This window comes from Moellerella wisconsensis (assembly GCF_022592395.1).
Lineage (GTDB): Bacteria > Pseudomonadota > Gammaproteobacteria > Enterobacterales > Enterobacteriaceae > Moellerella > Moellerella wisconsensis.
The window spans coordinates 2,910,956-2,930,586 of record NZ_CP093242.1 but is presented as its reverse complement, the minus strand read 5'-3'; the positions used below and the strand labels follow the sequence as shown (position 1 = coordinate 2,930,586).

Annotated in this window: 20 protein-coding genes, 1 tRNA gene and 1 other RNA gene; 9 read left to right on the top strand and 13 right to left on the bottom strand. The window is 34.9% G+C overall.

Features of this window, described 5'->3' with window-relative positions:
- The first annotated feature begins 66 nt into the window (after positions 1 to 66).
- The 4 genes from MNY66_RS12875 to amtB all read left to right on the top strand — a co-directional run bounded on the left by MNY66_RS12875 (position 67) and on the right by amtB (position 5,485).
- Positions 67 to 1,809 (top strand): SmdA family multidrug ABC transporter permease/ATP-binding protein, encoded by a 1,743-nt coding sequence (locus MNY66_RS12875; RefSeq protein ID WP_241501035.1) that lies wholly within the window; start codon positions 67 to 69, stop codon positions 1,807 to 1,809.
- Positions 1,809 to 3,584 carry a SmdB family multidrug efflux ABC transporter permease/ATP-binding protein gene (locus MNY66_RS12870; RefSeq protein ID WP_241501034.1) on the top strand — a complete coding sequence of 592 codons (1,776 nt, stop codon included), beginning with the start codon at positions 1,809 to 1,811 and terminating at the stop codon, positions 3,582 to 3,584. The genes MNY66_RS12875 and MNY66_RS12870 overlap by 1 nt, the downstream gene beginning before the upstream one ends.
- A 268-nt stretch (positions 3,585 to 3,852) precedes the next feature.
- Positions 3,853 to 4,191, top strand: a complete 339-nt coding sequence (gene glnK / locus MNY66_RS12865) for a P-II family nitrogen regulator (protein ID WP_047256417.1) — start codon at positions 3,853 to 3,855, stop codon at positions 4,189 to 4,191.
- A gap of 37 nt (positions 4,192 to 4,228) precedes the next feature.
- Entirely contained in the window at positions 4,229 to 5,485 is a 1,257-nt protein-coding gene (amtB, locus tag MNY66_RS12860) for an ammonium transporter AmtB (protein WP_420915525.1), read from the top strand.
- A 1,064-nt stretch (positions 5,486 to 6,549) separates the two neighbouring features.
- Here the strand turns inward: amtB and tesB are convergent.
- Positions 6,550 to 7,413 carry an acyl-CoA thioesterase II gene (gene tesB / locus MNY66_RS12855; protein ID WP_241501033.1) on the bottom strand — a complete coding sequence of 288 codons (864 nt, stop codon included), beginning with the start codon at positions 7,411 to 7,413 and terminating at the stop codon, positions 6,550 to 6,552.
- Between the two features lie 396 nt (positions 7,414 to 7,809).
- Here tesB and MNY66_RS12850 point away from each other — a divergent pair, with 396 nt between their 5' ends.
- Both MNY66_RS12850 and ffs read left to right on the top strand, forming a co-directional pair.
- Positions 7,810 to 8,271, top strand: coding sequence for a YbaY family lipoprotein (locus MNY66_RS12850; RefSeq protein ID WP_047256414.1), 462 nt, complete (start codon positions 7,810 to 7,812; stop codon positions 8,269 to 8,271).
- 174 nt (positions 8,272 to 8,445) lie between these two features.
- Positions 8,446 to 8,542, top strand: an RNA gene (gene ffs, locus MNY66_RS12845) — signal recognition particle sRNA small type.
- 488 nt (positions 8,543 to 9,030) lie between these two features.
- Here the strand turns inward: ffs and MNY66_RS12840 are convergent.
- From MNY66_RS12840 to gloB, 4 genes are all read right to left on the bottom strand, one after another.
- Positions 9,031 to 9,234, bottom strand: coding sequence for an HHA domain-containing protein (locus MNY66_RS12840; RefSeq protein ID WP_047256413.1), 204 nt, complete (start codon positions 9,232 to 9,234; stop codon positions 9,031 to 9,033).
- 67 nt (positions 9,235 to 9,301) lie between these two features.
- A complete protein-coding gene (gene tomB, locus MNY66_RS12835) occupies positions 9,302 to 9,670 on the bottom strand; it encodes an Hha toxicity modulator TomB (RefSeq protein ID WP_047256412.1) in 369 nt (122 codons plus the stop codon).
- A 577-nt stretch (positions 9,671 to 10,247) separates the two neighbouring features.
- Positions 10,248 to 11,603: a murein transglycosylase D gene (gene mltD / locus MNY66_RS12830; protein WP_047256411.1), complete on the bottom strand. Its 1,356-nt coding sequence runs from the start codon at positions 11,601 to 11,603 to the stop codon at positions 10,248 to 10,250.
- 71 nt (positions 11,604 to 11,674) lie between these two features.
- A complete protein-coding gene (gloB, locus tag MNY66_RS12825; protein ID WP_047256410.1) occupies positions 11,675 to 12,430 on the bottom strand; it encodes a hydroxyacylglutathione hydrolase in 756 nt (251 codons plus the stop codon).
- Between the two features lie 34 nt (positions 12,431 to 12,464).
- Here gloB and MNY66_RS12820 point away from each other — a divergent pair, with 34 nt between their 5' ends.
- Positions 12,465 to 13,181 (top strand): class I SAM-dependent methyltransferase, encoded by a 717-nt coding sequence (locus MNY66_RS12820; RefSeq protein ID WP_241501032.1) that lies wholly within the window; start codon positions 12,465 to 12,467, stop codon positions 13,179 to 13,181.
- 2 nt (positions 13,182 to 13,183) lie between these two features.
- Here the strand turns inward: MNY66_RS12820 and rnhA are convergent, their stop codons facing one another.
- A complete protein-coding gene (gene rnhA, locus MNY66_RS12815) occupies positions 13,184 to 13,651 on the bottom strand; it encodes a ribonuclease HI (RefSeq protein WP_047256408.1) in 468 nt (155 codons plus the stop codon).
- A 56-nt stretch (positions 13,652 to 13,707) separates the two neighbouring features.
- On the opposite strand from rnhA, the gene dnaQ reads away from it, so the two are divergent.
- Both dnaQ and MNY66_RS12805 read left to right on the top strand, forming a co-directional pair.
- Positions 13,708 to 14,469, top strand: coding sequence for a DNA polymerase III subunit epsilon (dnaQ, locus tag MNY66_RS12810; RefSeq protein WP_047256407.1), 762 nt, complete (start codon positions 13,708 to 13,710; stop codon positions 14,467 to 14,469).
- A gap of 117 nt (positions 14,470 to 14,586) precedes the next feature.
- Positions 14,587 to 14,663 (top strand) — tRNA-Asp (locus MNY66_RS12805).
- Positions 14,664 to 14,723: 60 nt separating this feature from the next.
- On the opposite strand, the gene MNY66_RS12800 is transcribed toward MNY66_RS12805, so the two are convergent.
- From MNY66_RS12800 to MNY66_RS12770, 7 genes are all read right to left on the bottom strand, one after another.
- On the bottom strand, positions 14,724 to 14,990 hold the full coding sequence (locus MNY66_RS12800; protein WP_047256406.1) for a helix-turn-helix domain-containing protein: 267 nt from the start codon (positions 14,988 to 14,990) through the stop codon (positions 14,724 to 14,726).
- A 226-nt stretch (positions 14,991 to 15,216) separates the two neighbouring features.
- On the bottom strand, positions 15,217 to 15,894 hold the full coding sequence (locus MNY66_RS12795; protein ID WP_241501031.1) for a response regulator transcription factor: 678 nt from the start codon (positions 15,892 to 15,894) through the stop codon (positions 15,217 to 15,219).
- A 135-nt stretch (positions 15,895 to 16,029) separates the two neighbouring features.
- Positions 16,030 to 16,764, bottom strand: a complete 735-nt coding sequence (locus tag MNY66_RS12790) for a PAS domain-containing protein (RefSeq protein ID WP_241501030.1) — start codon at positions 16,762 to 16,764, stop codon at positions 16,030 to 16,032.
- Positions 16,727 to 17,419 (bottom strand): PAS and helix-turn-helix domain-containing protein, encoded by a 693-nt coding sequence (locus MNY66_RS12785; RefSeq protein ID WP_241501029.1) that lies wholly within the window; start codon positions 17,417 to 17,419, stop codon positions 16,727 to 16,729. The genes MNY66_RS12790 and MNY66_RS12785 overlap by 38 nt, the downstream gene beginning before the upstream one ends.
- Before the next feature lie 4 nt (positions 17,420 to 17,423).
- Positions 17,424 to 18,116, bottom strand: a complete 693-nt coding sequence (locus MNY66_RS12780; protein ID WP_241501028.1) for a PAS and helix-turn-helix domain-containing protein — start codon at positions 18,114 to 18,116, stop codon at positions 17,424 to 17,426.
- Between the two features lie 4 nt (positions 18,117 to 18,120).
- Positions 18,121 to 18,813, bottom strand: coding sequence for a PAS and helix-turn-helix domain-containing protein (locus MNY66_RS12775; RefSeq protein ID WP_241501027.1), 693 nt, complete (start codon positions 18,811 to 18,813; stop codon positions 18,121 to 18,123).
- Positions 18,814 to 18,879: 66 nt separating this feature from the next.
- Entirely contained in the window at positions 18,880 to 19,575 is a 696-nt protein-coding gene (locus tag MNY66_RS12770) for a transcriptional regulator (RefSeq protein ID WP_047256672.1), read from the bottom strand.
- Positions 19,576 to 19,631 lie beyond the last annotated feature (56 nt).

Below are 19,631 nucleotides of genomic sequence, written 5' to 3'. Positions count from 1 at the left end.
GCGATATTAAATATCGACTTATCTTATTCTTTGGTATTTTTTACTAACCGTTCAAGGCAATAAAACGTGCGATTATTTTCTCAGCTACGCTGGTATTTTCTCAGTGAGTGGCGGCGTTATACCGGCGCTGTTTGCTTTTTGGTACTTATAGCAATATTACAAATAATACCTCCACGCCTTGTGGGGCTGGTTATCGATGGTATCAGTCGCGAAACCATGAGTCGTCAGCAATTAGTAGTGTGGGTTGCAGTAATGCTAGGAATTGCATTACTCGTTTATGGTTTACGTTATATTTGGCGTCTTTGGTTATTTGGTGCCTCCTATAAGCTAGCAATACAATTAAGGCAAAAAATTTATCAGCAACTTAGTCAGCAAGATCAGGCTTTTTATTTACGTCATCGTACGGGCGATCTTATTGCGCGTACAACCAATGATGTTGATCGTGTCGTTTTTGCGGCGGGTGAAGGTGTTTTAACGCTGGTGGATTCATTAGTTATGGGTTGCGCGGTGTTAATTATGATGAGCATAGATATCAGTTGGCAACTGACTCTTTTAGCTTTGGTTCCCATGCCAATTATGGCATTAGTAATAAAACGCTATGGTGATCAATTACATCACCGTTTTAAACATGCGCAAGGGGCATTCTCGTTATTGAATAATCAGGCGCAAGAAAGCTTAACTAGTATTCGGATGATCAAAGCATTTGGTTTGGAAGATAATCAATCCAATCAATTTGAACAGGTCGCAACCGAGACCGGGCGCCGCAATATGCACGTGGCTGAAATTGATGCCCGATTTGATCCTACTATTTTTATTGCCATTGGTATGGCTAATTTATTGGCGATAGGTGGTGGGAGTTGGATGGTATTGCATGGCACGCTTACGCTAGGTGAATTAACAAGTTTTATCATGTACTTAGGTTTAATGATTTGGCCAATGCTAGCACTTGCATGGATGTTTAATATCGTTGAGAGAGGGAGCGCAGCTTATAGTCGCATACGTTCTTTACTCGATGAAACACCTAGTGTAAATGAAGGGCAAGAACTATTGAAGCCAATGAGAGGCCAATTGCACGTTGATATTGCTCGTTTCATTTATCCTGAAGCACAAAGAGCGTCATTACATAATATTCAATTTACTTTATCGCCGGGGGAATTATTGGGAATTTGTGGTCCTACGGGATCTGGAAAATCAACATTAATTGCTTTGTTACAACGTCAGTTTGATTTAAGCGAAGGGTCTATATTGTTCCAATCAATTGATCTACGAGAAATTAAGCTGGATAACTGGCGAGCTCGTTTGGCTGTAGTTAATCAAAATCCGTTTTTGTTTTCGGCCAGCATTGCTGAGAATATCGCCTTAGGAAAACCCGAAGCAACGGAAGATGAAATTATTATTGCGGCACGTTTAGCCAATGTGCATGATGATATTATGCGCCTACCAGAAGGTTATCATACACAAGTTGGTGAGCGTGGGGTCATGTTATCAGGTGGGCAAAAACAGAGAATCTCTATTGCTCGCGCCTTATTATTAGATGCTGAAATATTAGTTTTAGATGATGCGTTATCGGCCGTAGATGGCCAGACTGAATATCAAATTTTACAAAATCTGACTCAATGGCGTACTGATCGTACCTTAATTATTAGTGCTCATCGTTTATCCGCACTAACTGAAGCAGATAATATATTGGTATTATCTCAGGGGGCGATCGCTGCACAAGGCACGCATACACAGTTAATATCATCAATGGGTTGGTATAAAGATATGTATCATTACCAGCAGATTGAAGCCGAATTGGATGATTACTAATGAGTCAAAAACGTCCTTTATGGCCAGCGCTTAAGCGGTTACTTTCTTACGGAAAAGCTCACCGAAAGCCGATGGTTATTGCGATTATTATGTTGTGGGTTGCGGCATTGGCTGAAGTTAGTGGCCCATTATTAGTGAGTTATTTTATTGATAATATGGTCGCGACCAAGACGGTTGAGTTATCAATGACGGTATTGCTCGCCATTGCTTTTATTGTGCTGCAAATTACCGCAGCTGTGCTTCATTATTATCAAACTATTCTATTTAATCGCGCATCTGTTGGTGTTGTTCAGCAACTCCGAACAGATACGATGAGTGCAGCTATTCGTCAGCCTCTGAGTGCTTTTGATAATCAGCCGGTAGGTCAATTAATTTCAAGGGTAACTAATGATACCGAAGTGATTAAAGATTTATTTATCACTGTGGTTCCTACAGTATTTCGTAGTTTGGCTTTAGTTTGTGCCATGTTGATTGCGATGTATTCACTTGACTGGCGAATGGCATCGATCGCGATATTAATTTTTCCGGCGGTATTTGTGGTGATGGTTATTTATCAACGTTTGAGTACGCCGATTGTCAGACGAGTAAGATCTTATTTAGCGGATATTAATAATGGGTTTAACGAAATTATTAATGGAATGACCGTGATACAACAGTTTCGTCAGCAGGCTAGATTTGGCGAAAAAATGTTTTCAGCCAGCCGAGATCACTATAATGCACGAATGCAGGCACTTAAATTAGATGGTATTTTGCTGCGTCCATTATTAAGTCTATTTTCTGCTGCTATTTTATGTGGCCTTTTATTATTATTTGGCTTTGAAGGAACAGAAACGGTAGGGGTTGGAGTTTTATACGCGTTTATCAATTATTTAGGGCGTTTAAATCAACCACTAATAGAATTAACCTCTCAGCAATCTATGCTACAACAAGCGGTTGTGTCCGGTGAAAGAGTCTTTGAATTGATGGATAGCCCACAACAAGCATATGGACAAGAAATTGCACCATTAAACAGTGGTAAAATCGATATTAAAAATTTATCTTTCAGTTATAAAAAAGATCGCCCGGTGCTGCAAAATATTAATTTGCATGTCCCAGCCCATGGTTTTTTAGCGCTAGTTGGGCATACGGGAAGTGGAAAAAGCACTATCGCTAATTTATTAATGGGTTATTACCCTTGGCAACAAGGTGATATTTATCTTGATGACCGTCCATTACATACCTTATCCCATCAAGTTTTGCGTAATGGTATTGCTATGGTTCAGCAAGATCCAGTGGTTTTGGCTGCCTCATTTTTTGATAATATTGCCTTAGGTCGTGATATTTCTGAAGAAAGGGTCTGGCAAGTGCTAGAGATGGTGCAATTAGCCGAACATGTAAGTTCTTTGCCGAATGGATTAGATTCAGCGTTAGGTGAGCAAGGAAATACTTTATCTGCAGGGCAAAAGCAATTATTAGCGATGGCTAGAGTATTAGTTCAAACCCCTAAAATATTGATATTAGATGAAGCGACGGCCAATATTGACTCTGGAACTGAGCAAGCAATTCAGAAGGCATTATATTTAATTCGCAAAAAGACGACGTTAGTTGTTATTGCTCATCGATTATCAACGATTGTCGAAGCCTCCCAAATTGTTGTGCTTCATCGTGGTGCAATTGTTGAGCAAGGAACTCATCAACAATTATTGCAACGAAAAGGCCGCTATCACCAAATGTATCAGCTTCAACAAGTGGGTGAATCGTTGAATGTATCGACTGATGATCCTTTATTAATTTAATGTCTTAATCTCATAACGCACGAAAATAATGCAAATTTAGTGGCGACAGTATAACTGTTGCCATTTTTTTTTGTTATCTAATTGATAATTAAATAATTTTAATATTGGCATATAGATTGCTTTATATAAATTGTAGTTATTTATTTAGGCAATTAAAAGCAGGGGAAAGATGTTTATTACTAATTATCCAAAGCGCTAATTTTTATAATCATCGACCAATAAATTGAGATAGATAAGATATTATATTCATACGCGAGCGGAGAATAATATGAAATACATTATTGCAATTATTAAACCTTTCAAATTAGAGGATGTCCGCGAAGCGTTATCTGATATCGGTATTCAAGGATTAACTATTTCAGAGATTCGTGGTTTCGGTCGTCAAAAAGGTCATTCAGAACTTTACCGTGGTGCCGAGTATACCGTCGATTTCTTGCCCAAAGTAAAAATGGAAATAGCTGTCACAGAGGAGCAATTCGAGCCAGTAATTGAGGCAATTGAACAGGCCGCTAAAACTGGCAAGGTGGGTGACGGTAAAATTTTTGTATTAGATTTAGAGCAAGTGGTGCGGATCCGTACAGGTGAAAAAGCTGATGATGCTATTTAGGAGATGAATGATGAACAAGTTATTTTATAGAAGTTTAATGTTAGTACTTACTTGCTTACCGTTCATGGCTGTATCTGAGCCGGCGACATTAGATAAAGCAGATAATGCCTTTATGATGATTTGCACTGCATTAGTCTTATTTATGATCTTGCCCGGGATAGCACTATTTTATGGCGGCTTACTAAGAGCGAAAAACGTATTATCCTTGATGGCTCAAGTGGTAGTTATTTTTGCTTTAGTTTCTGTTATTTGGATTGTATATGGCTACAGTATCGCTTTCAGTGAAGGTAATGATTTCTTTGGTGGTTTTGATCAAGTGATGCTGAAAAATATTACTTTAAGCAGTATGACAGGCTCTATTCCTCAATTTATACATGTTGTTTTTCAGGGCGCATTTGCTAGCCTGACCGTTGCATTAGTCGCCGGCGCATTAAGTGAACGTATTAAGTTCTCTGCAGTACTTATTTTTAGTCTGATTTGGACGACATTTGCTTATTTACCGATGGCTCATATGGTTTGGGGGGGAGGTTGGTTATCTCAAGATGGCGCGTTAGATTTTGCTGGAGGAACGGTCGTTCATATTAATGCTGCAGTTGCAGGGTTAGTGGGGGCTTACTTTTTAGGCAAGCGTGCTGGTTTGGGCAAAGAAGCGATTAAACCGCATAACTTACCAATGGTATTCATTGGCGCGGCTATTTTATTTATCGGTTGGTTTGGTTTCAATGCCGGATCTGCTGGTGCCGCAGATGAGGTCGCAGCCTTAGCATTTATTAATACAGTTGTTGCAACATCGGGGGCGATATTGTCATGGACACTCTCTGAATGGTTATTCCGCGGTCAGCCTTCATTATTAGGCGCATCATCAGGATGCCTTGCTGGATTAGTTGGGATTACACCTGCTGCAGGAACAGTCGGTATTGGCGGCGCATTAATTATTGGATTACTCTGCGGTGCTGCTGGTTTATGGGGGGTTGTGGTGTTAAAACGCTGGCTGAAAGCAGATGATGTCTGTGATGTCTTTGGAGTGCATGGTGTTTGTGGAATTATAGGCTGCTTATTAACCGGTATTTTAACCGCCTCGGTGTTTGGTGGAACCGGCTATGCAGAAGGCATGACCATGGCTAAGCAAGCAGGAGTGCAGGCATTAAGTATTGTGATATGTATCGTTTGGACAGCCATTGTTGCTGCATGCGCCTTTAAATTTGCCGATATGACTGTGGGTTTAAGAGTTAGTATTGAACAAGAGCGTGAAGGTCTAGATGTAACATCACATGGTGAAAGTGCATATAATTAATTAGCTAATATATTAGAGCTTTAAGCTATTAATTGTAAGTGATTACTTACTACAACTATTGTTAATAACGAGCTGTAACGAATGATCAAATTTCAGAAATTAATCTCTTTTGAGACAGTTATAAAATAAAAGTTAAATGGCAGAATAATGCTCTGATATCGATTGGTTAAGAATAAAATAGAACGATACTCCAGTTCTGTAAAAATCCGTAGTCTTCCTAAGGTTACGGATTTTATTTATCTAAGTTATTGATATTATTGTTTCATTTCTACCAAAAAAAGCTTGCTACTTTTTCTGTTCTCCTTTCTACTGAACTCATCAAAGTATATTTGATCAATACTGGTATTATTACTCTACATAAATATAGACTTCCGGTGTAAATGATGGTTTGAGATGTTACTGGAATGTCGATTTTCAGGTCACTTTCTATAACTCAGTTTGCTTCACATCTCTATATTGCTTTTATCCAGAAAATCGCATTATGTCACACGAAGCGTGATTGTTTAGGCTTGACAGCTGCTAGGTGAAGATATTATTCGCAAAGTCTTTGAGAAAATAAGATAGCTCTGGTTGGAAATATGACCTTTGTTGAACGGGAGTGAGTTAATTTTGATGCTCAGAGATGGGACGCTTTGGCGTATACCCGATACCCCGAAAATGATGCAGAGTTCGTGCCGACAGCAAATGAACACTGTTACTCTGACTGACCTCAGCCATTCTCTGACAATATTCGATAAAAAATTTTATACATTCGATTTATTGTGTCATTGGTAAATATCAGATATAGAAAATACGGGATACCGGCTCGCAATATTATGTACTGGAAAATTAGGTTCAGGAAAACTAGGCATTGAAGATGAATTAGTTGAGCTTTGAAGTGGTAGAGTTAATTTATTCTGCCCGCTCGATGACAAAGATATTACCCCGGGCCATAAAGAAAAAGCCGCAACGATATACATTGCGGCATTATTGGATGCTTAACTGACAAGCATTACAGTATAATGCTGGCATTATTTATAATATCTTATCTATTTACAATCAGTTATCTCATCTACCGTTAATGGCTAATTATCACGTATCCGCATCAAACCTTCTTGCACCGCAGTTGCGATCAGGTTTCCTCTCTGGTCATAAATTTGTCCTTTAACAAACCCACGTCCACCAGAGGCTGAAGGGCTTTCAATGGCATATAATAGCCATTCATCGAGCTTAAATGGACGATGGAACCACATAGAGTGATCTATTGTTGCTACTTGTAAGTTTTTTTCCATAAATCCGCGACCATGTGGCTGAAGTGCGGTTGGTAAAAAGTTATAGTCAGAAACATAGCCTAATAAATAATGATGCAAAGAAGGAATATTTGGTAATTCTCCTTGTGATTTAAACCAAATATAGCGATTTGGTTCCTGTGGTTTATTGTCAAATGGACTGTAAAATTCAATCGGTCTAAATTCAAAGGGATTAGGGCGTAATGCGTATTTTTTTATTGGCTCAGGAAGATTAGCCGCTATTTTTTTTATAATTTCATCTTGAGAAATTAAGTTATCAGGCCCAGGAATATCAGGCATTAAATTTTGATGCTGATATCCATCTTCTTGAGTTTGAAATGAAGCGGTCATGTAAAAAATAGGTTTACCATGCTGGATAGCACTAACACGACGCGCACTAAAACTGCCGCCATCTCTTAATATTTCAACATCATAGATAATTGGTCGACGACTATCTCCAGGGCGAAGAAAATAGCTATGAAACGAATTAATCATTCGTTCATTTGGTACGGTTTGCTCTGCTGCATACATTGCTTGCCCAACAACTTGGCCGCCAAATACTTGAGGTAAACCAAGATCTTCACTTTGTCCTCGAAACAAACCTTCCTCAATTTTTTCGAGCTTCATTAATTCAATCAGATTTTTTAATGCTGGACTCATAATCAACTTTTACCTAATTCATCATAGTTCAATGTAAAATATTCTCCCACTAAAAGGATTAAAGAGGTAGGAGATTTAATTTTTATTACGTTTAATGAGGGGCATATTTAGTATAGAAATAGATATTTTAAACTCGTTAACGATATCTATTATTATGTTTACAATCACTGGCTTAGGTGTAATTACTTAGCTTATTTGTTGTTATTTTACTGAATTTAAATTTTATTTTTATCAGATTATAGAAGGTCATTTTTAGCAAAAACTAACTTTAATTGATGATTATCTAGCTATGCTAACTATAAATTTGTGTATAATTGATTAAATTGAGTAAGAAAATATGTATTTGTATAAGTAAGGTAATTTAAATTTAACAAAATGTGTCATCGGGAACGTGATATGAAGGTTTATAATGTAATCATCGCCTTAGCATCTATTTTCGTATTATCTTCGTGTGAAGGTAATGGAAAAAATATAGAGTTTTTTGCACCGAAAGATGATGCTAGTAAGAATACTACGGATATTAATACCGTAAATGGATCTATCATGGTATTACAACGCATTGCGTTGCCTAAAAATGCCATTATTACTGTAACTTTATCGGATGCCTCTTTATTTGGCGTTCCTTCTGTTATCCTTTCTCAAAAATCTTATAATACAAAGGGTCATCAATCGCCGTTTCCCTTTGAAATTAATTATAAAAAAAGTGAAGTTAGACCAGATGCAAAAGTTATTGTAAGTGCTACGATTTCAGTAGAAGGAAAATTATGGTATGTCACCGAATCTCTCTATGAAGTGGTAAACAATGGCGTGGATAATAATGTTGATATGGTGCTGACAGCTGTTGATAGTGATGGCTGATTGATAAATGGTTATTAATATACAATGGGCGTTTATTAAGCTAAATTAATGATATTCGCTATTAATCAAAATGTCATTGTATAATAACTGAGCGGTTAGTGGCTCAATTGTTGCTATTCTTTTTTATATCACGCATAATGCCCTCGCTTTATTAGAAGTACTCAATGGGGATCCTGTTGGTTCTCCCGCAATGCTAACTTGTTAACTTGGTCAGGTCCGGAAGGAAGCAGCCATGGCAGGGGATGTGTGTGCCGGGATGTCGCTGACAGGGTTCCCACCCAATCTAAATCTCATCGTTATATTTCTTTACACTCTTTCTTGTATGTTGCTATTGGTATCATTAAACTTTTTATTCCATGGTTAAAATATCTAATTTTATTAGTTTATTCTTAATAGTATGATTTTAATAAAATTTATAATATGAAAAATAAGTATTTAATGAAAATTGATATTTCTATATTGTTTAGATTTTAAATATACTTATGTTGTGATTAAAATACAATAAATCGTATAATTGTAATAACTTACAATTATTATTTAATGGGGATTACTCATGTAAGTGGTTTTTATGGTGAGCGATAGCGATATGAATAATCTCATAGACTAATAATTGTTTTGAACAGTTCAATCTAACAGTAGCTTTAATTGATATAACTTATTTTAATAACTTATTTTAATAAATCATATAAAAGCATCTAGCCGATAGAATAATTAACTTATCGGCTAAAACAAATGCTATCTGATATTAGGTGCTGTTGCTTATCGAACATATTTCCAGACAGATGCTGGAATTTTGTCATACAGTTTATTCATTGTTAGTTCTGCTAGACGATGGTCAGCAGCGGAAAAAAACAGTTCGAGTTCATCATCAGATAGCTCATATTTATTTTTTTCAATAACACGCTCTAATGTTTCAATAGTCGTGCATTTTCTTAAACGCATCAGATAGTCTGTTTTAGTCATATTTTCCTGTCTTTCATTCATAATTTAAAACTTTTAAATTTCTTTGATCGTGGAGGGGGTAAATGCATCATAGTTTGGCTACTGAACACTTTAAATCGTTATTTAATTCATCAATTAAGTGAGTATTCATTTTTTGCCAATCTGAAAATTCATTTAATGTGATTAATGGACTACCAAATAAATTATAAGTTTCATCAAGATATTCATCAACTAGAGAGATGACTAAGCGTTCACTAGGGTATTTTATCTTAAATTTCCAAAAAAATGCAGCCACATGCTCTATTAACTCATTCAAATTCGTACTTTGCTGTGAACTTAAATCATTAATCCAATGCGTTTTAGTCTTATGTAGCGATAATATCGCATCATTGTTAAGGCTATCACATAAATACTTTAATTCAGCAGTATCGTAATATCTGGGTGAATATTCATCCATAGTCACCTCCGGTCAGTGGATTAGAAAAAACACTTACCAGTTTTATTATGATTAATAAATTGTATTATTAATCATAATAAATTTTCTGAATTAACCCAAAAAATACTATATCAAAAAACCACTTACAAACTACTTAGAAAGCTATTGTAATAGTATATCTAATTATTTTGATAAATTTTGACAGTGTCATTTTGGATATAGAATTGATTGGTATCGCTAGTGTTCAATAAGCATTAATATAGCATTATTCTTGCATAAGTCACCACCCGTATGAAGGTTTTTTTTATCACCATCGGTAGAGTTGCTTCAAAATAATACAATTTTAAGCTGTAAAAGTTTTAATATATAGTTATTTGTATTGTTTTATCTATATTTTTTAAATTTTCTTATAAAAAAAGTAAAAAAATTAGAGTGAAAGAAATAATGAATAAAAAATGCTTTTTTTATATATAACTAATAAATTTAAGTTAATCAGTAATGGAATATTGTTAATGTGCTAAAAATTAAAATAATAAAATAATTTTAGGTTATTAAGAAAAAACCAGCTTTACTAAATTTAAGCTGGCTCCTATTTGAATTACAGGTATAGAGAAAGAGTCACGCCTGGCTTTAAATCAGCCATTTTCACACCAGAGTTCCAATTCATTAGGTCTTTTAGTTTGATTCCGTGGCGCTTAGCAATACTGTAATAAGAATCCCCTCTTTTAACTTTATAGATAGAAGAAGGTGATTTTGATTTAGCATGATTTTCTGATCGCTGTTTGCCTGTAATTTTTAATATTTGACCAACCTTTATATTACTCGCTGTTTTTAAACCATTAATTTGTTGGATTTTTTTCGGGTGGGTATTATAACGTTTAGCGATACTTGAAAGTGTATCTCCAGATTTGACCTTATAGCGAGTTATCGCTTGTTGGTGTATCTGTTGAGTACGCTGATTATTTTTATTTACTGCGGAACGAATATTGGCTAAAACAGATTGATCTGTTAATGCGAGTTTAAACCGCTCAGCTTTATTTGCCGGTAGCATAATATAATGAGGGCCATCAGGAGATGTGATCCCTTTTTTATATCCCGAGTTATATGTTTTAAGCGATTCTATCGTTAATCCTGCGAGTTCAGCGGCTTGTGAAAGTGTAATTTGTTGGCCGACATCTATTTGAGTTAATGCTTTATTCTTATTTGAGTGCGGTAATCGTATTTGATAATTATCTTTATCGCGTAATATTTTACTTAATGCCAAAATTTTAGGCACGTATAACATGGTTTCTTTGGGGAGCGATAAAGACCAAAAATCAGTAGGTAATCCTTGTGCTTCATTTTTCTTTATCGCATTTAGCACACAACCTTCACCACAATTATATGCGGCTAAAGTTAGCTCCCAATCATGCCCAAACATGACATTTAAGTTTTCAAGCAGATCAAATGCCGCCGAAGTAGAGGCAGCTAAATTTCTCCGATCATCAACCCATTGATTTTGTTTTAAGCCATATGAGCGTGCAGTAATAGGCACGATTTGCCATAATCCCGCGGCTTGGGCTGATGACGTTGCATTTGGATTAAATGAGCTTTCAATAATGGGAACCAGTGCCAGCTCCATAGGTAAATTGCGATCATTGATTTCATCAACAATCCAGTACATATAAGGCTCAGCCCGAACAGTCATGGTTTGAAGTTGATCTTTTTTTGATAAGAAATTATTCGCTTGTTCTTGGATACGAGCATTTCTTGGCACATTCATCTTCAGTTCATCACTAATATAACCCCAGAGATCATTTTCTAACAATGGAGTTTGTCTACTTGCCGCCTGATTATGGGAAGCAACAGTTTCTATAGCGTGACTTGCTGAAGAGACGTTCTGCTTGTTGTGTTTCGAAGGTGATTGGCAACCAGCAAGCAGAACAATGGCGAATAGTATCGCTTTTGTCTTCATCGTTGTTATTCTTCATATCTAAAAGTTGAACAATAATACTGTCCTAAGCTAGATAACACAATGATCAAAGTTTAAAACTGATCTTTTAATTGACGAAGTAAGGTAAATGTCGCTCTTAGTGAAGGTTTGTCGATCTTGATTGCTAACTTTTTCTGTAAATCACTATTATTACATTGTAGGAATAAATTAATTTTTCTTTCTATTTTCAATGTACTAGGTACTGTTGGTTCTAATTTTTGTCGTTTAGTATGAATTAGATGTAAATAATTAGTTATAGCTTCATTTTCAGGCCAAATATGATGTGCAAATTTGAGGTTTGATTCTGTATATTCATGGGCACAGCATATCAATGTATCATCAGGTAAAGCTGAAATTCTCTCCAGAGATTGAAACATCTGTTCAGGCGTCCCTTCAAAAATCCGACCACAGCCGGCAGAAAATAATGTATCTCCACAAAATAGATAAGGCGCTTGATAAAAGCCAATGTGACCCAGAGTATGACCAGGCAGGGCAATAACATTAAAATAGAACGAACCAATATTAATTGAATCACCATCTGTAACTAGGTGGTCTGTTCCTTTTTTAGCTGTTTCGGCAGGACCAAAAACGGGTAATTTGGCATAGTGAGTTAATAATTGAGGAACGCCACCCACATGGTCGTTATGATGATGAGTTAATAGAATAGCAACAGGGGTGAGTTTTTTTTGGTTAATAATTTCGATAACTGGTTCTGACTCCGAAGGATCAACAATGATACACTGATGATCAGCATCTGCGAGTAGCCAAATATAATTATCATTCAGGGCAGGTATCCGTATAAGCTCCATTATTACCTCTATAAGTCGATGAAAGGGGAAATTCATGAAGTCAGCGCGCATAAAGAAAAAAATTAAGATGCCAGTAAGCTGGTCAGATATCTATTTTGGTGAACAATATCGCTTAGCTCTGGAATATCAATTACAGCCTTGGTTAGCAAAAATTTATGGTTTTCATTTGCTTAAGTTAGGGCATTTGAGCACTGAAATTCAGACTGAAGAGTGTATGATATCTCATCAGTTTAGTATGGGGAATAATGATCCACGTTTTAATGTGATCGGTGATCCTTATGCGTTACCTTTTGACAGCAAGTCGATCGATGCTTGTCTAATGGTAAATATGCTTTCATACAGCGAGGATCCACATTGGTTATTACGCGGGGTAGATCGGGTTTTGGTTGATGATGGTTGGTTGATCATTTCTGAATTTAATCCCTTTAGCTTAATAGGGATGGCTAAATGTATTCCTGTATTAAGAAAGCAGCCGCCTTTTAATAGTCGAATGTTTCCCTCTTGGCGTATTTATGATTGGTTGAGTGTCCTAAATTATGAAATTTTCTATTTAACTCATTGTCAATTACTCCCTTGGCACCATCCGGAGTCTTGGCTTAATCATCATATTAAGGGAATTGGGACATTGAGCATTATCGTCGCACGTAAACGAACCTGCCCACTGACCCCAACATGTTTGAAATTCAGCCGGTCAAATATGAAAATAGGTAATGCACTTGGAGTTACTAAGTCAATGAAAAAACGTGATTAAATTTAATTTGCTGGTTTATATCCGCTATCTTCTTCGGTTGGTGAATTGGCAGCCTGACGTGCGAGTTCATCACATTTTTCATTTTCTGCATGCCCAGCATGACCTTTAACCCAGCGCCAATCGATTTGATGTCGGATAATGGCTTCATCAAGCCGCTTCCACAGATCAACATTAATCACAGGAGATTTATCCGCTTTACGCCATTGCTTACGTTTCCAGTTATGGATCCATTGTGTGATCCCCTGGCGTACATACTGGCTATCTGTGGTTAAAATAATATTACACGGCCTCTTTAAGGACTCTAATGCTACAATTGCAGCGAGAAGTTCCATTCGATTATTGGTTGTTAAGAAAAACCCTTGGCTTAGTTCCTTCGTATGACCTTGATACCTAAGAAGAACTCCATAGCCACCGGGACCGGGATTACCTAAGCATGAACCATCAGTGAAAATCTCTACCTGTTTAATCATTTCTGGTAGACTTACCTTATATTATTAAAAACCTTAGTCTGACATAAAAAACTATTATGAGCACGGCGATAAAACGACAAATTGTACTTGATACCGAAACAACCGGTATGAACAAACTTGGTGTTCATTATGAAGGCCATAATATTATAGAGATCGGTGCGGTAGAAGTGATTAATCGTCGATTGACAGGGCGAAATTTTCATATCTATATCAAACCAGATCGCTTAGTTGATCCTGAAGCTTTTGGTATCCATGGGATTAGTGATGAATTCTTAATGGATAAACCTGTATTTGCTGATATAGCTGATGAATTTATCGAATTTATTCGCGGGGCAGAATTAGTTATCCATAATGCGTCGTTTGATATTGGATTTATGGATTATGAATTTAGAAAGCTTAATCGAGGGATCCCCCCAACTGCTGAGTTTTGTCAGATAACCGATAGTTTGGCGTTAGCAAGAACGTTATTCCCGGGGAAACGCAATAACTTAGATGCATTATGTGATCGATACATGATCGATAACTCAAAACGCCAGTTACACGGGGCGTTACTGGATGCTGAAATATTATCTGATGTCTATTTAGCCATGACTGGCGGGCAGACCTCTTTAGCATTTTCATTGGAAATGGAATCATCAAATGAAAATTCGATTCAGGAGATTCAGCGGGTAGAACGACCTGTATCGGGGCTAAAAGTTATTTATGCCAACGCGACTGAACTGATAGAACATGAGTCTCGTCTTGATCTAGTGGATAAAAAGTCTGGAAAATCTTGCTTATGGCGACTAGAAAAAGATGAAAGTCAGATCGTGCACTAGTATAAAATAGAATTAAGGCTAAAAACTGCTCAAACGAATCATTTTGAAAGAAAAATGATTGACGGGAGTGTCTAGTATCCGTAATATTCGCCTTGTTCTGAAGCAAGGACAAAGAGTGGAGCGGTAGTTCAGTTGGTTAGAATACCTGCCTGTCACGCAGGGGGTCGCGGGTTCGAGTCCCGTCCGTTCCGCCAACAAATTTGAAGCCCTGAGTATTTATACTCAGGGTTTTTTGTTGTTTATATCTGTGATGATCAGCGTACATTAGTTAGTGTTAGTTCTAGCCAAAAAGTATTGGCTTTATTATTTATATATCGTGAAGGCCAAATATCCATGGGTGATATCCCGAGTTGATGTGCGATAATTGCTTCCCCTTTTGGCCATGGACGTTGTAAAGCATTTGATAATGTTGAAGAAGCAAGGCCTGCCCTCCGTGATACTTGTGATAGGCACGTACCTTGTTTTTTTATTGCTGCAATAATATCTGCGGGATGCCAATCATATTTATCCAGTATATTCATATAATCATCTCCATAATAAATTCATTTATATATTATTAATATATCGTGATTGATATATCGAGTAACTACTAAAATATTAGAATTTAAATAAATTAAGTTATTAAATACAGTTAAATTATATTATAATTGTTATTTAGATAACTAAATTTCAACTTCAACTTTTAGTAGTTCATTGTTATATCATAGATGATCTTTATTTATAAAAAAGAGGGTTAAATACTTAGTGTTAGATAATAAGATAACTGAGGCTATTTAAATATGCTTTAGGGATATAAAGATCATAGTGGTACTTTTTGCACAAAATTCTGAGTTCTATTGGTGAACTTACTGTTAGTTTTTCATAAATTAGACATAAATTATTTTCTAGTGTTTTTTGTGAAATCCCAATTTCATTTGAGATTGATTTATTAGAAATTCCACGACAAAAAAGAAATAAAATTTTCCATTCTCTTGATGTTAATAATTTATTTGGATTATTAGTATAAATAGATAAAAAACTAGTGTTATTTAAATAATCTAATGCATTAAAGTAAATAGTTTCCCTAACATGAGATAAAATACCAATACAAAAATTGTTTGCATTGATCATTGGCATTTTATCAAAAAATAATAATTTGTTTTTATTATTATTTTTACATTTAAAATTTCCTATGGATGATATTCGATGTAATTTTTTCATTACATTAATTTCATGTTGTTCAATTAGATAGCTATATTTTTTAAATAATGAAGTTATTTCATTTTCTGTATATCCAAGTAAATTATCATTTTCAATTAGTTCTTTATATGGACTGTTTGCATAAATATATTTTAATTTAGTGTCTTTTATATACCAAGGATCTGTATTATTATCTAATGTATTTATTATTTCCGCTGATAATAAGTCTTTGTTTTCTAAATGCATTATATTATATACACTATTTTTTAGAGTGAACTATTATTTTTAATTTAAATATTTAACTCTAGATATTTTGAGTCTATTTATATACCATTTGTATTTTTCGAGTTAATTAAAAAACAAACTGAAATCATATTATATTTACTCTTTAAACAGCAAGCAACTACTAGATTTAACAAAATGCTCTGGGACGTATAAATCAAAATGATGTTCATAACAATATTCTAAAAATTGAGCAGCTTTATGAACACCTATTTTTCGATAAATTCTCACGAAATTATTTTCGACAGTACGGTAGGAAATTTTCAAAATCCGACTTATTTGTTTCCTAGTATAGCGATGAATAAATAAGAAAATAATATCCCATTCTATTGAGGAAATGCTTTCGACTGGTGGAGTAAATATTAATGAACTTGGAATTTTACCGCGAAATAAATGATAGAGACAATACGAGTTAGCTTTACGAGCATGAAAGATAATGCCTTGGCATTCTTGATTTTTATCAAAAAATGGAATTTTTTCAGTTAAGTAGGAGGATAAATAATTTTCATAAGAGAACTTATGGGTTTCTAAAGAGATAATGGTTTTATTTCTGCTCATGACTATTTTATCATGGAGCATAAATTCTTGGTAGTATTCAGCCCCATCCCATGGAATTTCATTATCATAATGGCCTTCTAAAGTAAATTTCTTGTCAAGAGAAAGTAAGCTTTTAACGGCATTATTACCATAAATAAAGCAGGAATTTTTATCTTTAATCGCCCAAGCATCTTGGCTCATTTCAAAAGTATTGATCATATCTGCAGGCAGATTATTAATATTGAAATTATTTATAGTGTTATTCCTTAAATAATAAGCGGCTACCGGATTTAACAAAATGTTCTGGGACGTACAAATCAAAATCGTGCTCGTAGCAATATTCTAAAAATTGAGAGGCTTTATGAATGCCAATTTTTCGATAAATAGCGGCGAAATGGTTTTCGACAGTGCGGTAGGAGATATTTAAAATATTACCGATTTGTTTACTGGTATAGCGATGAATAAATAAGAAAATAACATCCCATTCTCGAGCAGATATCGTTTCTACCGGCGGAGTAAACATTAATGAACCGGGAAGTTTGCCACGAAATAGACGATTGAGACAATATGAGTGAGCTTGGCGTCCATAATATATAATACCTTGGCATTCCCCTTGCTGATCAAAAAATGGAATTACATCCCATAAGTATGAGGAAAAATGATTTTCATGAGAAAATTTATGGGTTTCTAAAGAAGTAATGGTTTTTTTTTGGACCATAACCAGTTTGTCGTGTAATTTGAATTCATTATGATACTCAGCCCCACTCCATGGGATTTCATCATCATAAAGGCCTTCTAAAGAGAATTTTTTGTCAAGAGAAAGTAAGTTTTTAACCGCATTATTACCATAAACAGTACAAGAATTTTTGTCTTTAATTCCCCAAGCATCTTGGCTCATTTCAAAAGTATTGATCATATCTGCTGGCAGATTATTAATATTGAAATTATTCATAATATTATTCCTTAAATAATAAGCGACTACCGGATTTAACAAAATGTTCTGGGACGTACAAATCAAAATCGTGCTCGTAGCAATATTCTAAAAATTGAGAAGCTTTATGAATACCAATTTTTCGATAAATAGCGGCGAAATGGTTTTCGACAGTACGGTAGGAGATATTTAAAATATTACCGATTTGTTTACTGGTATAGCGATGAATAAATAAGAAAATAACATCCCATTCTCGAGCAGATATCGTTTCTACCGGCGGAGTAAACATTAATGAACCGGGAAGTTTGCCACGAAATAGACGATTGAGACAATATGAGTGAGCTTGGCGGGCATGAAAGATAAGCCCTTGGCAGATACCATTTTCATCATAGAAAGGCATTTTTTCACATAGGTATGACGATAGATTATTTTCTTTAGAAAAATGATGAGTTTCTAATGATGTTACATTAATATTCTTTTTTATTGTTGTTTGGTCATGTAATATATGTTCTTTATAATATGTAGAGCCATTCCACGGTATATCTCCATCAGACAAACCCTCATAATCGAATTCATTAGATAAGCTATGTAAGTTTTTTAATTTAGTGTTAACATAAGCAAAATTTGAATTTTTGTCTTTAATTCCCCAAGCATCTTGGCTCATTTCAAAAGTATTGATCATATCTGCTGGCAGATTATTAATATTGAAATTATTCATAATATTATTCCTTAAATAATAAGCGACTACCGGATTTAACAAAATGTTCTGGGACGTACAAATCAAAATCGTGCTCGTAGCAATATTCTAAAAATTGAGAGGCTTTATGAATGCCAATTTTTTGATAAATAGCGGCGAAATGGTTTTCGACAGTACGGTAGGAGATATTTAAAATATTACCGATTTGTTTACTGGTATAGCGATGAATAAATAAGAAAATAACATCCCATTCTCGAGCAGATATCGTTTCTACCGGCGGAGTAAACATTAATGAACCGGGAAGTTTGCCACGAAATAGACGATTGAGACAATATGAGTGAGCTTGACGCCCATAAAATATAATACCTTGGCATTCCCCTTGTTCATCATAGAATGGAAACTTATCAAATAAATATGATGATAAGTTTAATTCATTATACCACTTGTGGGTTTCCAGCGATGTAATGGTTTTATTTCTGCTCATGACCGTTTTATCATGGGTAATAAATTCTTGAAAAAATTTAGCCCCTTCCCATGGGATTTCTTTATCAGCTAAACCTTCATAATCGAATTCATTAGATAAGCGTTGTAAATTTTTAAATGTAGTATTAACATAAGCAAAATTTGAATTTTTATCTTTAATTCCCCAAGCATCTTCACTCATTTCAAAAGTATTGATCATATCTGCTGGCAGATTATTAATATTGAAATTATTCATAGTTGTTCCCGATAATAAATTATAGACATAAAGATGGTGTGTGTTTAATGGTTGAATTAATTATGGTTAGGTTAATTCATGTGTGCCTTGCGGCATAAGTTTATCAGGAACATTGCTATTAAATTGATGTTCTTGGCAATACTCGGATAATTCATCAAGCGATGAGGCTTTTAATTTAAAGCATATATTTGTTAAATATTCAGATACATCTTCATTGTCTAAGTCTAAAAGAGTGGCAATTTCTTCAGGAGTCATTAAATGAGAAAATAATGTTAGAGTTGCTATTTCTTCAGATGTCATATTTATTTCAGGATCAGGGTCTTGAATATTTATCATGCTAGGAAGTTGGTTATCAATATAGTAATTAGAAGAAAAATTACTATAAAGAGAGAAATGAAAGCTTACTGCAAATAATTTATGCTCATTATCAAATAATGGTGTTCTATCACAGATGTAAATTTCTCTTGGATTATTTGAGTGGAATATATGTGATTCAACGGATGATACACGCCTTAACTCTTTATGTACTTTTTTTTCTAATTTTATATAGTCTTGATGTAAAAAATAGCTCACTGAACTGATATCAGCATCGGTTAGTCCAATAATATCAATGTTGTCGGGTAAATTAATTAGTTTACGAAATGCATTATTTAAATATAAGTATTTAGAATTAATATCTTTTACTAAGTACGGTTCTTTATTATTATTCCATGTATTAATTAATTGTTGGCTAATTACTGATAAATTAATATTTTTAGTCATAAGTGAATCTCCATTTAAATTATTTTTCGTCCGTTGGCTAATTAAGATAATTGTAT

Bases quoted from the DNA above. Each gene is read 5' to 3' on its own strand.
- dnaQ (WP_047256407.1), top strand. From the start codon at position 13,708: ATGAGCACGGCGATAAAACGACAAATTGTACTTGATACCGAAACAACC.
- MNY66_RS12840 (WP_047256413.1), bottom strand. From the start codon at position 9,234: ATGACTAAAACAGACTATCTGATGCGTTTAAGAAAATGCACGACTATT.
- MNY66_RS12780 (WP_241501028.1), bottom strand. From the start codon at position 18,116: ATGAATAATTTCAATATTAATAATCTGCCAGCAGATATGATCAATACT.
- tomB (WP_047256412.1), bottom strand. From the start codon at position 9,670: ATGGATGAATATTCACCCAGATATTACGATACTGCTGAATTAAAGTAT.
- gloB (WP_047256410.1), bottom strand. From the start codon at position 12,430: ATGGAGCTTATACGGATACCTGCCCTGAATGATAATTATATTTGGCTA.
- glnK (WP_047256417.1), top strand. From the start codon at position 3,853: ATGAAATACATTATTGCAATTATTAAACCTTTCAAATTAGAGGATGTC.
- MNY66_RS12870 (WP_241501034.1), top strand. From the start codon at position 1,809: ATGAGTCAAAAACGTCCTTTATGGCCAGCGCTTAAGCGGTTACTTTCT.
- rnhA (WP_047256408.1), bottom strand. From the start codon at position 13,651: ATGATTAAACAGGTAGAGATTTTCACTGATGGTTCATGCTTAGGTAAT.
- MNY66_RS12785 (WP_241501029.1), bottom strand. From the start codon at position 17,419: ATGAATAATTTCAATATTAATAATCTGCCAGCAGATATGATCAATACT.
- mltD (WP_047256411.1), bottom strand. From the start codon at position 11,603: ATGAAGACAAAAGCGATACTATTCGCCATTGTTCTGCTTGCTGGTTGC.
- amtB (WP_420915525.1), top strand. From the start codon at position 4,229: ATGTTAGTACTTACTTGCTTACCGTTCATGGCTGTATCTGAGCCGGCG.
- MNY66_RS12795 (WP_241501031.1), bottom strand. From the start codon at position 15,894: ATGCATTTAGAAAACAAAGACTTATTATCAGCGGAAATAATAAATACA.
- tesB (WP_241501033.1), bottom strand. From the start codon at position 7,413: ATGAGTCCAGCATTAAAAAATCTGATTGAATTAATGAAGCTCGAAAAA.
- MNY66_RS12850 (WP_047256414.1), top strand. From the start codon at position 7,810: ATGAAGGTTTATAATGTAATCATCGCCTTAGCATCTATTTTCGTATTA.
- MNY66_RS12775 (WP_241501027.1), bottom strand. From the start codon at position 18,813: ATGAATAATTTCAATATTAATAATCTGCCAGCAGATATGATCAATACT.
- MNY66_RS12820 (WP_241501032.1), top strand. From the start codon at position 12,465: ATGAAGTCAGCGCGCATAAAGAAAAAAATTAAGATGCCAGTAAGCTGG.
- MNY66_RS12800 (WP_047256406.1), bottom strand. From the start codon at position 14,990: ATGAATATACTGGATAAATATGATTGGCATCCCGCAGATATTATTGCA.
- MNY66_RS12770 (WP_047256672.1), bottom strand. From the start codon at position 19,575: ATGACTAAAAATATTAATTTATCAGTAATTAGCCAACAATTAATTAAT.